This window comes from Mucilaginibacter sp. UR6-11 (assembly GCF_020880695.1).
Taxonomy (GTDB): Bacteria; Bacteroidota; Bacteroidia; order Sphingobacteriales; family Sphingobacteriaceae; genus Mucilaginibacter.
The window spans coordinates 133,478-150,481 of record NZ_JAJIWO010000009.1 but is presented as its reverse complement, the minus strand read 5'-3'; the positions used below and the strand labels follow the sequence as shown (position 1 = coordinate 150,481).

The following is a 17,004-nucleotide window of genomic DNA, read 5'->3' as shown; positions in this document are numbered from 1 at the left end:
TGTTTTGTTATAACGATCAATGCAATGTTATTGTATCATGCGCCTTGAAATCTCAACTCAAACTCTGATCCTTTATCCTTTTCTGAGCGTACATTTATAGTACCATTAAGTCTTTTTACTACCGTGTTTACATAGCTTAAGCCCAAACCAAATCCTTTAACATTATGTACGTTACCAGTAGGTATACGGTAAAATTGTTCAAATATCCTGGTTTGCTGGTCGCGGCTCATGCCTATGCCTTTATCGGCAACTTTAATAATTACATGTCCGTTTTTATTGGAGCTGCTGATGGTGATCTGTGGTTGGTCCTCGCTATATTTTATAGCATTATCTATCAGGTTGTACAGCACGTTTGAAAAATGCAGTTCATCTGCATTAATTATAGAATTGGTGGCATCCAGCTCCAGTTTCACATCGGCATTGCACTTTTGCAGTTTTAGGGCCATGCTGTCAACTACAATTCCTATCATCTCATTCACATCGAGCGGTTTTTTGTCCAGCTTGAAATCGTTTTTATCAATTTTAGCAATATTTAATACCCGCTCTATATGGCTGCCCAAACGTTCATTTTCTTCATAAATGATATTGGCCAGCCTGGCAATCCGGCTTCGGTCAATAGCAACCTCACTGTCTTTTAAAGCCTCGCTGGCTATCATAATAGTTGATACCGGGGTTTTAAACTCGTGGGTCATGTTGTTAATAAAATCAGTTTTCATCTCAGAGATCTTCTTCTGCCTGATGATGGAGAAGAGCGTATATCCAAAACAAAATATTAACACCAGCAACAAGCCGCCGGTAATACCCATGGTAGCCGTCATGCGGCTTAATATCAACGAATTTTTTTGCGGGAACGCTATTTTAATAACCCCCGGGTCATTTAATACCTCTTTACCAAATATCGGTGTCTGGTAGGTATCTGCCGGGGTAAAGGTTGGCTTTGCCCCCGTAAGGTCCATCGCTTTTGAAAATATTACTGAGTCGGTATTTTTTGTTGAAACCTCATAACTAAATGGAAGAAAGACTCCTTTATTATGCAGCTCCATCCTCAGCAGGGTATCTATCCAATAGGGACTAAGGCGTTGTTTTAATGGCTCGCCTGATTTTTGATACTCCTCATAAACGGTTTGCATCACATTGGGCTTTGCAGCCTGCGCCGTTTGCGCCGAATCAGCCGCCAGCATTTTCTTCACTCTGTTAAGCTGTGCCTCTTTTTGCAGACGGTCCTGCTCCTGCAACCATAGCGGGTTGATCTCCTTTTTGGTGATCAGTTGCTCGCCAAATTGCGGATCAGGGTAAGTATAATGAGTAATGATATACTTATCTAACTTACGGTGCACTTTAACTTCATTATGAGATGGCGCCTTCAAAACAGGCGTTAGCCTGCCGTGTATAATACCAAACTCATCTGTATACTCTTCAATGCGCATTTGGATATTGCTGGTCAGCTCATCCATAGTCTGCCGCATTAGCATATGTTTAAGGCTATCGCGTAACAACGCCAGTTTACGCAAGCGGTGCGCCTGTTTCTTCGCCGAATCTTTGTTTATAAATTTTGTTGAAACATTAGCGGGGCCTTTGCCTGATATTACAATAACCTGGCTTTCATTTGCTTTTTTTTGCACCGCGCTGCCGCGCTGGGTTTTATTATTTAAGAAATTAATAGCGTCCTGCTTGGTTAATTTTTCGGCGACATTGTCAAGCGCATCATTAACCGAGCGATCAAAAAGCTTTGATTGCATATCATAAGATTGCCTTAGAAAGTACAGCTGCATAGCAACTACACCTATTAGCGCAAAACTCATTAAGCCAATAATTACCCTTATGCTACTCTTTTTCAACGTTTAAATTGTTAACCGATTGATGTACATTATATCGCAACAAACAAAAATATTTTAAATAAGGCTATTAAGGTGGGTTTTAACAATTTTTAACATATGTGCGCCTGCCGTCTTATACGTTGTGCGACCCGACAGGTCATTATTGTAACCAGCCTAATTCTTATTCTTAAGGACAGATAAAGGTAGATGGCCCCATTTTAAACACCGATCAATGAGTGGGATCTTTCCATTAATTTACGTTCGGATATTTTGCAGGTTAGTTGTACCGGAAAACACAACATGATGAATAAAAAGGGATATGAAAACCTAAAAAAACAACAATCAATATTATCCGATAGTAACCGGGATAGCGTTTACATTCGCTTTTGCAACCATCTGTAATGCCCAGGAAACAGTTGCTGGCTGAGGTTTTTGTTAGAAGGTAGGTTCATAATTATCTCCATCTAAATCCTTTTAAGCGGCTGCGCACTAGCAGATATACTACCGTTTCCTAAAAGTGTTTTGCGCGTAAGGTTTTCTATTTTACCCTGTGCATCACGGTTTATATACACACGTGACACATCGGGGCCAATGTTGGCATTTAAGCCTGTGATAACCAGCACATCGGGCTTAACCTCTTTGAGTACATAACTTTCAACAGGTTTACCCGGCTCAACCCTGTTCCATAATAAATTTCCTTTATCGTAGGTAACAGTGATATTACTGGTGTATTTGCCCACCAGGCCTCCATACTTACTTTTCATATTTACTGCAGCATTTGCAGCTATGCCGTCGTTGTCTATCATCCATAGTGCAGCTGCTTTCTGCACTGTATCTGTCGATGTTTTCAGGATATCCTGCAGGATTAGTTTGCGGGTTGCAGCAAGGGCATCTTCCTTACCTGTTTCTACATCAGGTATTACCCCTGTGCCTTCCCAGCCTACATTGCTGTTTGGGCCTACCACCATTTTAAATGGTGTAAATACCACAAGATTGTTTTTTAGCGGCACATAAGTACCTGCTATGCCAGCACCGGCACTGGTATCGCCAACTATGGTGGCCCGTTTTAATTTCTGCATCGCGTAGGCAAACCCTTCTGAAGCCGAACCGGTGCCCCTTCCGGTGAGAATGTAAACGTTCGCGTCGCGCATATGCTTACCGGGCACGTAAGAATAGGTCCATTCCTGTTCATCATGTTTACGATCCTTATAAAATCCGTTAAGATAAAACTGCTCGCGTCCCGGATCATAAAAATAAGATGCGAGGAAACGCCCCATTTGCCCGGTGCCGCCCGGATTATGGCGGATATCCAATATGACATATTTGCTGTATGCGGCCATATTCATACTTGCAGCCGCCATTTCAAATGCCTCCTGCGATCCATAGAATGGCCCGGGTATTTCCACATAAGCTGTTGAGGTAGCGCCGTCAATCTCAACTTTTTTAAATCCGTAATTGGCTCTTTGCTCCGAGTTATCTCCGGCACCTCTCCTTCCCCTTCCATTGCGCAGCTCGGTAAGGTCTTTATAAGTATTTTCGTTTCGCATAATGCGCAGGTGCACATCCTTATGTGTCTTTCTTAGGTCCTCTGTAAGTCGTGAGGCTAGTTCGTCCTCAGATAAATTATTGTAACGCCCGGCTGCTTCATTTATAAGCAACGCCTCTTTGTACTTGGCGCTTATTTCGGGAAAAGGATATACGTCTACCAACTTATCACCAAGTTTGGTTACGATCTCGTGCCTGTCGGCGTCATTTACAGTTTGTGCAAATAATGGCACGCTGCTTATCAATAACGTCATTGCCGTGCCTAGCAACCGGCATAATCGTTTAATAGGAGTTGATTTCATCAGATAAGTTAATATGAGGTAATTAATTCAGTCAAATATAAAAGTCCTGCGGTCTCGATACAAACGCCTCACTTAATTACCGTCTGTATAAAGCCGACTTGCTGTGGCTACCTGAAAGTTAAAAGCCTCTTAGATTTCTCTGAGAGGCTTTTGTAATAAACAAAGAATATTATGAAAACAACGGCATAGCGGATTGCGAATCATTACAGTAAGTGTTTCGCCGTAACCTGCTTGTCTCGGTATATTAAGTTTTTTTTAGTTCATCTTAGGTGTTTCACGGCTGCTTTGGGGTAAAAGTACAAACCTCATAAAGTTTTTGCCGCTTAGGTATTTTTGAGCCATCAGCTTTAAACTTTGTGAGGTAATGGCCTGGACTTCGGCATTATAGCCGTCCATATCATTAAGTGGCTCTTTGTCTTGTAGTTTTCCGTTTAAATAAATCAACCACCATTTGTTAGTTTTAATGCTGGTTTCGTGGCTACGCTGGTATTCTGTTTTATATTTGTCGATATTTACCTGCGGCGGGCCTTCGGTCTTTAATTTATTGACTTCATCTAAGGCTGATGCTATCAGTTTATCAACATTTTTCGGGTCACAGCCAAATGTGATGACGAAACTATAACGTGGATGCGGATATTTACCTGCGCTGGCGTAAACACCGGGTGTATAAACGCCACCTTCATCCTCCCGCAGACGCTCTAATAGCCTGAACTCAAGTGTTTCCTTAAGTGCTTCAAGTTGTTCTTTATCTTTTGTGGTGTAATTAAAATCGCCTGTAAAATATAGTTGCACAGATGCCTTGGCTTCGGTGCCTTTATAAATATTTTTTTCCAAACGTCCGGCCGGCGGATTAATGCCCAGATCTTTAGCCTTCTCCATTTTATATGTTGACGGTAAAGAAGCGATATATTTTTCGAGCAATTGCCTAATGTTTCCCATATCAATTGAGCCAACAAAAGTAAAAGTCATACCAGAAGCATCCGCAAATCGCTCATTGTATATCTGGTAAGCCTTGTCCAGGTTAATCTGTTCTAATTTAGCCAGCGTCGGCGCTGTACGGCGGATATTGTAATTACCGATGATAGCACTTAGCGAATCTTTAAACACGGTAAGGGGATCGCCGCCGCGGTTGGCCAAACCTGCTTTAGCGCGGTTAATGATACTTTGAAACTGATTTTCGTCTTTACGGGGCTCGGTAAAGTAAGCATAAACAAGTTGCAAAGCGTCTTCCAGATATTTAGGTGTTGCGCCGCCGTTTACACCCTGGCTGCGTTCGCCAATATAAGGCTGTACGCTAACTTGTTTACCGGACAGGTACTTACTTAGTTCTGTGACGTTATAGTTACCTGCGCCAAATGATGCTATAATGACAGCGTTAGCCGCGCTCTGATAATCAGCATCGTTGTACAGCGAGGTTCCGCCGGCCGAAAACGAGCTAAACATGATCTCATTGTTTTTAAAATCGGTAGGTCTTAATATTACTTTTACACCGTTACTTAAGGTAAAGGTAGTAATACCTAAATGCGCGTCTTTTTCTTCCTTTACAATCTTGCCGATTACGGGCGCTTTTTTTAACAATGCCAATGTACTTACCTCATCGGTATAAGGTTTAAGATCTTCCGTTTCAACAGCTTTTAACCACCCTGTTACGGTAGCTTCGTCAGGCAATCCGGCCTTATCTTTTTCGGGTGCCATCAGCAAGATATCGCGATTATCATTGCGGATATAAGTTTGCACAAGCTTACTCATATCTTCCAGCGTAATCTGCGGCAATGTTGTTTTTACCAGTTCAAACTCAGCATCAATACCCGGGGCAACCTCATTTTTTAAAAAGTGTTTTAAATACTCCTGCACATAGCTTTCAGAGCTTGTCTTATTTTTTTCCTTCAGGGCTGATTCCATCTGGCCAAGATAGCTTTTCTTAGCACGGTCAAGTTCAGTAGCGGTAAAGCCAAAGCGCTTAACCCTTTCAACTTCGCGCCATACTGCTTTTATACCCATTTCCATACCCTGGGGCTTAACTGATACGCTGACGTTAAAATTGTCCAGCCCTCCTAAAAAATCTTCAATACCGGCACCGCCCTTAAGATAAGGCGGGTCGGCCTGTCTCAGTAACTCGGCATATCTTGCCCTCAGCATGTGGTTAAATAGCTGGCTGGTAATTGCAGCCCTATATTCAGAAGCTGTTATTAGTTCAACAGCTTTGTGCTTTATCATGATCTGTGCTACCAATGATGTCATTTCCGGATCGGTAACCGCCTGGAATTGATTTTTGCCCGTTAGCGGGACTGTATATTTAACGCGGGCTTTTTCACCCTGAGGATTTTTCAGGTCGCTAAATTTGGCTTTAATGGTTTGCTCCATACGGTTAACATCAATATCACCAACCACAATCAGCGCCTGCAAATCAGGCCGGTACCAGGTGTGATAATAATCTTTGATAACTTCGGGTTTAAAACCCTTTAATATTTCTTCGGTACCAATAGGTAAACGGTTAGCATAACGCGATTGATTCAGCATCATAGGAAAATACTGACGGCGCATACGTTCCTGGGCGCCTTTGCCCAGGCGTTTCTCTTCTAATATAACACCGCGTTCTTTATCAATTTCAACCGGGTCTAAAGTGGCTTCCTGTGCCCAGTCGCGCATAATCTGGATGCCGTTTTGCAGTATTTCCGGCTTATCAGTTGGCAATGGCAGCTGATAAACGGTTTCATCAAAGCTAGTATAAGCGTTCAGATCGGCACCGAAACGCACGCCCGATTTTTGCAGGTAATTAACCAACTCGTTTTTAGGAAAATGCGTAGTTCCGTTAAAGCTCATATGCTCCATAAAGTGGGCAAGCCCCTGCTGCTCGTCGGTTTCTAAAATCGAGCCTACCTTATTAGCCAGGTAAAATACCACCCGGTTCTTAGGTTCTTCATTATGGCGGATATAATAGGTAAAGCCATTGGGGAGTTTACCCATGCGTACCGCCGGATCAAGCGGCAGCGGTTTTTCTTGCGCCAGCACGTTCGCAGCAACTACCAGGACTCCGGCTATAGCCAGATAAATTTTTTTTAATTGCATTTTTCGTTTTCGCTTTGTATAAGGGACTTATTAAAAGCCGTCTTTTTATTTATCTTCTTAGTTTAATAAAGCAACATTGCAAGCCTTCACGCCTGGCCTCTCTTTACCTGGGAACGTCACACTTAACCACCCGCTGATACGCTCATGCTTGTAGCAGCATTATTGCTATCAGCATGAGCGTATCCTACTGAGGGTTATTTACTTGACAGCCACGCTAAATTCAATAGTTTCAGGTGGCAGGCACTGCTTGTCATTACAGGTCATATATTCTACCGTGCCTTTTACCGTAGCCTGGCCGGTTTTTAGTTTTATTTTTTGTTGGAATACAACGGAATGCTCAAAAAAACTAACATCCATGCTAAACACTTTTTCGTTACGGGTAATCGGCGTTGGCTCAATAGTTTTGCCAACCAAAGCGTATGATTTTGATGCGGGGAATGTAAATGTGGTTTTAATCGGGCCACCTTCTTTTAAGGTTTGCGAGTAAAGGTGCCATCCTTCCTCTATAGTAGCCTTCATAAAGATTACAGCTTCGCCTTTACTGATCTTTTTAAAACCGTAGCTCCATTTTACGGGAGTAAGTATTTGAGCGTGTAGTTGAGTACCCAATAAAATGGCTATTGCCACAAATAATAATGACTTTTTCATTTGGAAGAGGTGGTTAATATATTCATTATTTAACTAAAGCGGAAAGTTTGGTCAGCAACTCATCACCGCGAAGGTTTTTTGCAATAACTATTCCGTTGGGGTCAACTAAAACATTTTGTGGTATTGCGTCTATACCGTATTGAAGTGCTACTTCATTTTTAAAGCCTTTAAGATCGCTGACCTGCACCCAGGGTAATCCGTCATGTGCTATCGCCTTTATCCAGGGGTCTTTTTTATCATCCAGGGATATGCCAATGATCTCAAAGTTTTTCCCTTTTAACTGGTTATAAGCCTTTACAACATTAGGGTTTTCGGCACGGCAAGGGCCACACCAACTTGCCCAAAAATCGACCAGGACATATTTACCTCTAAAATCTGATAGCTTAACGGGTTTACCATTTACATCATTTTGCGTAAAATCCATGGCTGTTGCGCCATTTTCTCTTTTCTTAGCCATCGCTATTTTTTCTGTTTCCTGTTTGCCCAGATCAGAAGCTTTGAGCGCCGCCGAGAATTTGTTAAACTCTTTCTCTGCAACCTTCGGGTCGAAATTGTAACCCAGAGCTATATTGTTAAATGAAAGCAAGGCGATATATGAGTTGGGATGCGATCCGATAAAGTTCATATATATGGCTTTCTCTTCAGCTATCATCTTTCGCAAACTATCTGCTGCTTTAACATAAGCCGGATTTTCAGGTTGCGGCTTTACTCCTGTCCAGGCAATTTTTAAAGCATTTATTTTATCTTTTAATGGTTTTAAGGTCCTATTCAATTCCTTATTTTCATCATTGATAATGGACCCTTTAATGATCGCCCGTTTCACTGAATCAGGTGAACTTACTTTTATATTCGCATTTTCCAGGTAAAGCCCTAAAACATCGATGTTTTTGCCGAATGGGGCAGCATCGTGTTTAATAGTAATACCGGCAGAAACAGGTGATTGCACTGATCCTTTAAATTGAAATGCACCATTATTAACTTCAACGGAGTCAATAACTTTTTTACCTTGAGCCATATATACCAGGTAAGCTTTTGCCGGCGGGTTTAATGCTCCTACTTTTCCCGTGATCGTATATCCACTTTGTGCCTTTATCAAAAACGGTAAAAGGCAAAATGTTATTAAAATTATTTTTTTCATAGTCATGATGATTTTGGCAGATTATTTAATTAATGCTGATAATTGTTCTGTAAGATCTTCGCCGCGCAGGTTCTTTCCTATGATCATACCCTGCGGATCTATCAAAACATTTTGGGGTATGGCGGTGATGCCAAATTTAACAGCAACTTCATTTTTAAAACCTTTAAGGTCGCTCACCTGCGCCCATGGCATTTTGTCCTGGGCCACAGCTTTTAGCCATGCCGCTTTGGTTTCATCAAGGGAAATTCCTACAATCTCAAATTTTCTATCTTTTAAGGTATTGTAGGCTTTCAGTAAATTAGGATTCTCAGCACGGCAAGGTGCGCACCAGCTGGCCCAAAGATCTACCAATACGTATTTTCCTCTTAAAGAAGATAATTTAAATTCATTTCCTTTATCATCAGTCTGCGTAAAATCCAACGTTTTGCCTATAGATAATTGCATAGCTTTTTGGTACCTGGCTGCCAGCTTTTGTCCCGTAAAGCTGCTCATTACCCTTTTACTAAGCGACTTATAATAAGGGTCAAAAACTTTCGGATCAATAACAGCAGCTTTTTCGGTAGCAACCAGGTCAAGCGTTACATAAGAGTCAGGATGACTAAAAATAAAGGCATCCAGCGTGGCATTCATCCTCATGCCAAGGGGTTTGCCTTCTACCTGTACCTGTTTCATAGCGGCTTGGTCTTTTGCCGACCTTGCCTTCAAATATCTATTTGCAAGCACCCTATAGTGTGCTTGCATTGTATCCATTAAGCTGGTATAAACAAGGAAGTCGGTTTGAGCCTGTGTACCTGTTATTTTTGCAGTTGCTATGCTATCGGTACCAACCACCCTGTATTTACCTTTTTCCAGATAAAAGGCCTGGTAATCTGGTTGACCGCTGTGCTGTACGTCTTTTTTTTGTGATACTAAAGAAAGGTAAGACCTGTTGCCAAACGCGGTTTCACCTTTGAATTTGAATTTTCCGTTATTGATAGCTGCCGTGTCGTTCTTGTCTTTACCACTACTATTTTTATAGCTAAGCACAACTATTTTGTCGCTAATTGTTTTAGAAAGATTTCCGGATATTTCAAATTTATCCTGCGCCATTACCACGAAAGGTAACAGGCACAGTATCGTAAAAATTATTTTTTTCATGACCTTATAGATTTTTTAGCCCTGTTATTTAATAAATGCTGATAATTTTTCGGTAAGATCCGCACCCCTAAGATTTTTGGCTATGATAACACCCTGGGGGTTGATAAGCAGATTTTGAGGCACTGAACTGATAGCGTACATAAGCGCTACGGCATTATTCATTCCTTTGAGATCACAAACATGGATCCAGGGAAGCTTGTCTGTCTTCACGGCGTTCTCCCATGAGGCCTTAGAGTTATCAAGCGATACACTCACAACTTCAAAGTTTTTGCCTTTTAGTACCTGATAGGCTTTTAAAAGGTTAGGGCTTTCGGCGCGGCATGGCCCGCACCAGCTGGCCCAAAAATCTACCAGTACATATTTCCCTCTAAGAGACGAAAGGGTAAAGGGCTTTCCATTAATGTCATTCTGCGTAAAATCGGTAGCCTTTATATTGGTTTGACGCCTTTTACCCGCCTCAATTCTCTCAAGGGCATGCCTGCCCAATTCTGACGATTGAAGTTCCGGAGAAAACTTATAAAATAATGGTTCTACCTTCGCCGGATCAAATTTACTGTCGAGGACATTTTGATTAAAGGTATACAAACCCATAAAAGAGTTAAGGTGTGTTTCCGCAAAATTAAAGTAAACGTTTTTGATCTCTGCCAGCAGGCTTGCTGCTTTATCCCATGCTTTTTTATAAGCTTCATCTTTAGGCTTTCCACGGAATTCATTATTCAATCTGATAAATTCATTTGTAAATGGTTTTATCGACGCCTCTAACTCGCGGTTTTCCCGGTCGGACCTTGAGCCGCTGACAGACGCATTACTGATGGAGTCGGTGCCCGATATTGAAATCTGCGCGTTTTCGATAAATAAAGCTAATGCATCCTGCCCGTTGTTTGCCCGTGGTGAGTTGGCATGCGTTAAGGTCAGCATAACCCTGGTTGGAACACTCAGATTTCCCGCCAGCTTAAATCGCCCGTTTTTAACCTCCGCCGAATCTCTGGTTTGCCATCTCAGGTCCTTTTCAAACGAAAGATAAACTTTAGCGGGCTCTTTTAAACCGGATATTTTACCGGATATGGTGTAACCGCCCTGTGCCATTGCTGCCAGCGGCAATAAGCCGGCAACCAACAAGATTATTTTTCTGATACTCATTTTTACTTTATTCACGTTTTACTCTCTTTACGTAGTTTGATATTCGCATTTAGGCGCCGGCTAGCAGCCTACAATTTGCAGGCTGCTTCCTTTGACTCCTCTTTTATTTCAGGAACCTTGCTATTACATTAAAACAGCGCAGCCAGCTTTGTCCAGTCTCACCATGAAGGTTTTTGGCAATGATTTTCATCTAATGTTACCGGTTAGTTATTATTTAAGGCACCAACGATATACCACTAATAAATATGGCCGAATAGGTTGACGAATACTTTACCGAGGTTAGTGAAGTAAAACGCACATACCTGGCGGTAACCAGGCCCGTGTTAAGCGTCTGCATATTATTAACTATGTTTCCTGCAAATACGCCTTTACTTACCCAGGTTGTTCCATCCATGCTTGTTTCAATTTGTATAGATGTTGGATAACCTCCAAGCGTTGGATATTTTAATGCGGTAGGCACATAATAATTCAAAGCACTGAAAGTAACGGTCCGGTTAAAATTGATAGCTATCCATTGAGGCATTTGCTGGGTGATGTTACTTGTCCAGTATGTAGTGGTGTTATTGTCGTCAAGCACATTGGTAGCAACAAACGTGTTAAAGACTGATGAATAACCCGCGATAGTCCATCCAATTTTATTAATAAATAAAGGTTTGCCTGTTTTAAATACGAAATACACTACCCGGCTTGTTGCAGGGCCTTCCGTATTACCATCTACCGATTGGATAACAACAGGCAATACATAAGTTGTATACTCAGTTAATTTGGTCTCCAAAACAATATTAAGTTGCGCGGGATCAGAGACCGAAGCGCCGGCAGGCAAACGCGTCATCGGCTTATAAAAGAAATAAGAGCTGCTGGGCAATACAACCGCGGCTCCGTATTTGGCACGGAACAGGGCTATTTTTGTTGTGTCAACGGCAAAATTTACCCAGTGATCAGACGAAGAGGCACCTCCTGACAGGGCGGCCTTAAGCGTCATCACCAAAGTGGTATCACTTAATATTGAAACAGGCATCTGCAGGGTGTCTTTACCGGCAGCATATTGAAAAGAAATACTGCCATTGGGTAAAGCAGCCGGCTTGTTTTCTTTGCGGCATGCTGTTAATAACGCAATTAACGAGCAAAATATAACGATATTTTTATACATATAATTTCTTATTAAGGGTTTTGTTGCATACCCGGATTAAAACTTAAAACCTGAACAGGTATCTGTAATGTATACCGATTGCTATGCGGGGGTAATGTGGCAATAATATTCCCCTGTGCATCATATCTGTTCACTGTACCCATCCTGTTTTCTTTATCTAGCCTGCGCATATCAAACCAGCGCAGTCCGCAAAAGGGTAATTCGTGGCTCCGCTCTCTTAAAACTTCCTTCAGTACGTCTTCCCTTACGGTTGATTGATAACGCACGTAGCTGGCGGTCGCATACCTGTTTTTACGCACTTCGTCCAGCTGTTGCAAGGCAACAGACAAATCATTGCTGCGCGCTGCGCATTCCGCGATAATTAACTTCATCTCCTGAACGGAAGTCCCGGTATTTACATTGTCTAAAACCGGGGTAATTCTTGTTGGTATAAAGACTGTAGCACCCCTGGTAATAAATTTGTAACCGTCGTTACTGAAGTAGAGTTTTTTTACACGGAGGTCATTGGAATCAAACGAGCGCATAAAATCCAGCGTAGGGGTAATATTTCCAAGTACATATCTGCCATAAATAACATCCGGCATCACGGTTATTAAATCGGAGGTGGGCAGGGTGCCATTAAAATCAATCATCACTGCTTTGCTATTAGCCAGGGCCAACTCAGCATTCTTCCTTGCCTCGGTATAATTCCTCGCATAAAAATAGATCCTTGCCAGCATGCTATAGGCTGATGCTGTTGATCCGCGGAACCTGTTGGTGCTGTTATCCAGGGGCAGGTTCGGGATAGCCGAATTAACATCATCAATGATATGCTGATAGATTTCTGCTATGGTGCTGCGTGGCGGTACTTTTTGAGTTACGTCATTTGATGTAACAAAAGGAACGGCAAGATCCCTGTTTACCGTTGTTGAGTCGTATGGTTTTCCGTATTCATTTACCAGGTAGAAATATTCCAGGGCGCGGCCCAGCAGGGCTTCAGCTTTAAGGCTTCTTTTCTGGCTTTCTGTACCACCCGTTGCTGCGTCAATGCCATTCACTACAGTATTATACTCGTTGATTTTAGCGTAGTGTTCTCCCCAAAATAAGGGAGGAGTGCTAACATCAGTTGTAAACTGTGGCATCCAGGTATAAATCAATTCGGCTGGGAGTGTTGGGGGAGTTGTGATAGTAGGGGCATCTACGTTATCAGCGAAATAATTAAAAGTACAGGTCGGAGCTCCAAATCCCTGGTCTAGAGCGGGATCATTCAGCCACTGATCATAATCGGTAACAGTAGTAAGCAGTGTCTTTCCCTTTGGTTTGATATCAAGGAATTTATTACATCCGGCTAACGCTGTACCGCCAAGCGCCAGCAGAATAAAGATATATTTATAATGTTTCATTTGTTTTCGATTTAAAAGTTCGTAAAAATCCCAAGCGTGTAAGTAGGCGTTATATATGACTTTTGAAAACTGCCCATAGACGCACTGTAGTTAGATTTATTAAAACCATGAGTCCATAAATTCGAACCCTGACACTTTATTTCGAAATGGGTAAATCCGAGTTTCTTAATAACCTTACTGTTTAAACTGTAAGAGAGCGTCAAATCTCCTAACGTAATGTAGTCGCCATTTACTACGTACTTATCAGAATACGCGTACGCATTATTTGAATTTGCGCTGGTAGAGAAAGCCGCCAGGCTCATTACATCAGTCGTTTTCTCGTCGCCGGGAGCCTTCCAGTAATTGCCGGAACCCTCCAACGGTCTGAATGCGGAGGGGTTAGGTCTCGGTATCCTTACTTTAAATCCGCCATAATAGTTGATCATACAAAATATGTAGAAGTTGCCTATATCTACCCGGTTACTTAAGCCGGCACTGATAGTAGGTATAGAAGATCCCATATAACGGGTCACACCCGAGGTGTCGCTTGATAAAATAGCGGTTTGAGGAGAACCAAGGGCATTGTTATCTGTTTGGAAAATCTTACCATTTTGATTTTGTACCTGCGGGTATCCTGCACTATTAAGCCCGGCATCTCGGTAGGCAAACATGGCGCCAACAGGATAGCCTTTTACATAACCCAATACGTTTAAAGTTTGCGGATTATAGGCACCGCTCTGATAAACATCCAATACCTTACTAGTGTTGCGGGCAAGTACCAGGCCGGTGTTCCAGTTTAGGTTTTTCTTCGCTATCCAGTCGGCATGCAGACTAAACTCTATGCCGTTATTCCGGATAGTAGCCTTGTTTATTATGGAAGGACTAAGGCCTATCGTAGGATCAATCAATGAGTTCCCTAATAAATCAGTACTATTTTTTATATAGTAATCTACACTTCCGGTAAGGTTTCTAAAAATATGATAGTCTAGCCCGATATTTGAATTCTTTGTTTGTTCCCAACGCAAACTACTGTTTGCATAAGAGAGTGGCCTAAGCGCCGTACTGCTGGGCAATGTGTTTGTATTAAGCACATATTGTGCTATTGCCTGTGGCAGCGATAATTTTGCCACGTTACCATTGAAACCGTATGCCGCACGGAGTTTGAGCTGGTTAACCCAGTTAACATCCTGCATAAAGCTTTCTTTGTCGATATTCCAGGCCGCACCAACAGACCAAAGTGGTTTATATTTATACTTAGGATTGGTCCCGAACAAATTAGATTGATCTACGCGAATGCTACCCGTAAGAGAGTAAGTATCTTTAAATGAATACACCATGTTGCCGTACCCTGATAGATATCTGTCTTCGATATATTGCTGATCAAATAAATTGCTGTAGCTGCTTACAAAAGGCGATGACAACGCAAATGAACTTCTTGTAGTTCCGTTAACTATGCCTGCATAATCTACTGGCTGCTGCAATAACGTTTCATCGCTATAACCGAAGTAAGACGCCAGGTTGCTTTTATTGATCACATCCCTCACCTCTGTACCCAGGATACCGTTAAAAGAATGCTGACCTATTCTTTTATTATAGTTTAATTGTGCACGGGTAGTATAAGTGGATGTGTTCTCTGTTTCCTGACGAAGGTAGCCGCCTTTGGGAATGTTATATTTAAGCGTTCCATCTGTATTCAATTGTATATAGTCATCAATGTACTGCTTTGCCTGCGAAGAGTTCGCCGAAGCATAGTGCCGGATATCTGATTTAGATGTTTCATATATTCCTCCAAACGACAGACCAAATCCCCTACCAAGATTATAATTAAAATTAGCGGTAATGCGGTTATTAGCGGTCCGCGTTTTATCATTTTGCTCATTAACATCGATCAGCGGATAATAAAGACTATTTTCCAAACCCTTTGACATAAGCGCATTGTTATAAAAAGGGTTAACAGCAGACCCCGATGTAACAGCTACAGGATTTCCGTTTACGTCCTGTAAATGCTCGAAAGGCATTAATGAACTTATATCCGGAACTGGTGCACTGTTAAAACGTTGCTCCTGGTAATCGGTTGTTAACTCCAGGGAAAGCCGGGTGGATAACTTGATCGTACTGCGGGCTGAAAGTGAAATCCTGTTGTTATCGTTGTTGATTTTCGACAGACGGTTCCCCGTATAATTGCCTGTGATATAATAGAGCGCATTATCGCTTCCCCCAGAAGCATTTAAATTATAGGTCTGTGTCACTGCCGGCTGCAAAAACAATCTGCTATAATCTTCGCTATTGTTGTAATTCTGCAATGCAGCATACGAATTCGCGGCCTGCTCTGGCGTAATGACCTTTGCTGCCGACTCCGCTATGATATAGTACACCGGAGAAAACGGACTCCTGGAATTACTGCCGATAGTTGACATTTGCGACCAGGTGGTTGCGTCTATGCTTTTTGAATAAAGGGTTTTCTGATAGTTTAAAACGATAGATGATTCATCGTCAGCCGTTCTGTAACGAGTGTAATTTTCTTTTGGAGTAATGCTTGTTGTAGCGCGAAAAGTAAACCTGGCCTTGCCTGCTACTGCCTGCTTTCTTTCAATTATAATAACTCCGTTGGATGCCCTTACACCATATACTGTAGCGGCCGCGGCATCTTTAAGAATTGTTACAGATTTAATTTCGTTAGGATCAATCATATCAATTGTAAGTTCCGTCGGATACCCGTCTATTACAATTAAAGGATTTTGATTTGCCGACATCGTGGATATACCGCGGATATTAAATAAACTCCTGGCAGTAGAAGTAGTGCTGCCGGGGGTAATACTGTTAAAAGGCACATCATTATTAATCATCAGGCCCGGTAACCGGTTTACCAATCCGTCCAAAAAGTTGGTACTTATCCTTGATTCATACTCTTTGGTTCCAATTTGTGCGACAGCGCCAGTGCTTTGTTCGGGGCGTATACGCTGATAGCCCGTGTTAACCGTTACCCCAACTTCCTGCAGGTTTCCTACGGCAACCTCCATCTGAATTGTGCCAACGTCTTTTGAGGATTTAACCTCTTTCGCTTTATAACCTATAAAGGAGATAACCAATATTGCGTTCTCATCAACATTTGGCAAAAAGAAGGCACCATCGGCCCCGGTTCTGGTGCCTTTTGTTTGTCCTTTAACAATTACGGTGGCGCCCGCTAGCGGACCACCGGTAACCATATCGACAACCCGTCCTTTAACATCAATCGGCACAACGAAGAGGCTACTTACTCGTTCCAGAAAAGATTTTTGTTTTGGAGAAACAACAACCGCTTTATCTTCAATAGAAAACTCTAACGGCTGCCCGTCAAAAATCTGTTTAAGAACATCATTTAAATTGGCGTTTGTTACATTTACACTAACAGGTTTAGTACCTTTTAATAAAGTAGTGGTAAACAGAAAATCGTAACCCGTCTGTGAACTGATTTTGTTAAAAATTTGGCCAAGTGGCGCATTTTTTTCATTTAAAGTTACTTTTTGAGCAAGGGTAGTTGCGCTAACCTGTAAAATCATTGCCATTAAAAGAAGTGTGGTCAGCTTCATAGTCAACAGGATTTGCGATATACAGCCAGGTGGCTGCACAAAAATTTTAGGGTAAAATTTGTACATTTGTATAGAATGGATTTTAAGCGTTAGCGCCTTTTGCATTTTCCAGATGGCAGGCACTCACA

The 17,004-nt window shown here is 42.0% G+C and carries 10 protein-coding genes; all 10 read right to left on the bottom strand.

What is annotated here, in order from left to right:
* Nucleotides 1-35 precede the first annotated feature (35 nt).
* Entirely contained in the window at nt 36-1,739 is a 1,704-nt protein-coding gene (locus LJ658_RS18120) for a sensor histidine kinase KdpD (RefSeq protein WP_230547962.1), read from the bottom strand.
* Between the two features lie 542 nt (nt 1,740-2,281).
* On the bottom strand, nt 2,282-3,664 hold the full coding sequence (locus LJ658_RS18115; RefSeq protein ID WP_230547961.1) for a S41 family peptidase: 1,383 nt from the start codon (nt 3,662-3,664) through the stop codon (nt 2,282-2,284).
* 255 nt (nt 3,665-3,919) lie between these two features.
* Nucleotides 3,920-6,733, bottom strand: coding sequence for a pitrilysin family protein (locus LJ658_RS18110; protein ID WP_230547960.1), 2,814 nt, complete (start codon nt 6,731-6,733; stop codon nt 3,920-3,922).
* 198 nt (nt 6,734-6,931) lie between these two features.
* Nucleotides 6,932-7,381: a protein-disulfide reductase DsbD domain-containing protein gene (locus tag LJ658_RS18105; RefSeq protein ID WP_230547959.1), complete on the bottom strand. Its 450-nt coding sequence runs from the start codon at nt 7,379-7,381 to the stop codon at nt 6,932-6,934.
* Nucleotides 7,382-7,406: 25 nt separating this feature from the next.
* Nucleotides 7,407-8,519, bottom strand: a complete 1,113-nt coding sequence (locus tag LJ658_RS18100) for a TlpA disulfide reductase family protein (protein WP_230547958.1) — start codon at nt 8,517-8,519, stop codon at nt 7,407-7,409.
* A 21-nt stretch (nt 8,520-8,540) separates the two neighbouring features.
* Nucleotides 8,541-9,656 (bottom strand): TlpA disulfide reductase family protein, encoded by a 1,116-nt coding sequence (locus tag LJ658_RS18095; protein ID WP_230547957.1) that lies wholly within the window; start codon nt 9,654-9,656, stop codon nt 8,541-8,543.
* Nucleotides 9,657-9,680: 24 nt separating this feature from the next.
* Nucleotides 9,681-10,796 carry a TlpA disulfide reductase family protein gene (locus LJ658_RS18090; RefSeq protein WP_230547956.1) on the bottom strand — a complete coding sequence of 372 codons (1,116 nt, stop codon included), beginning with the start codon at nt 10,794-10,796 and terminating at the stop codon, nt 9,681-9,683.
* A gap of 214 nt (nt 10,797-11,010) precedes the next feature.
* Nucleotides 11,011-11,946 carry a discoidin domain-containing protein gene (locus LJ658_RS18085; RefSeq protein ID WP_230547955.1) on the bottom strand — a complete coding sequence of 312 codons (936 nt, stop codon included), beginning with the start codon at nt 11,944-11,946 and terminating at the stop codon, nt 11,011-11,013.
* Nucleotides 11,947-11,957: 11 nt separating this feature from the next.
* The gene (locus LJ658_RS18080; protein WP_230547954.1) at nt 11,958-13,328 is read right to left on the bottom strand and encodes a RagB/SusD family nutrient uptake outer membrane protein; all 1,371 of its coding nucleotides are present in this window, start codon (nt 13,326-13,328) and stop codon (nt 11,958-11,960) included.
* An 11-nt stretch (nt 13,329-13,339) separates the two neighbouring features.
* Nucleotides 13,340-16,876, bottom strand: a complete 3,537-nt coding sequence (locus LJ658_RS18075) for a SusC/RagA family TonB-linked outer membrane protein (RefSeq protein ID WP_230547953.1) — start codon at nt 16,874-16,876, stop codon at nt 13,340-13,342.
* Between the last annotated feature and the right edge of the window lie 128 nt (nt 16,877-17,004).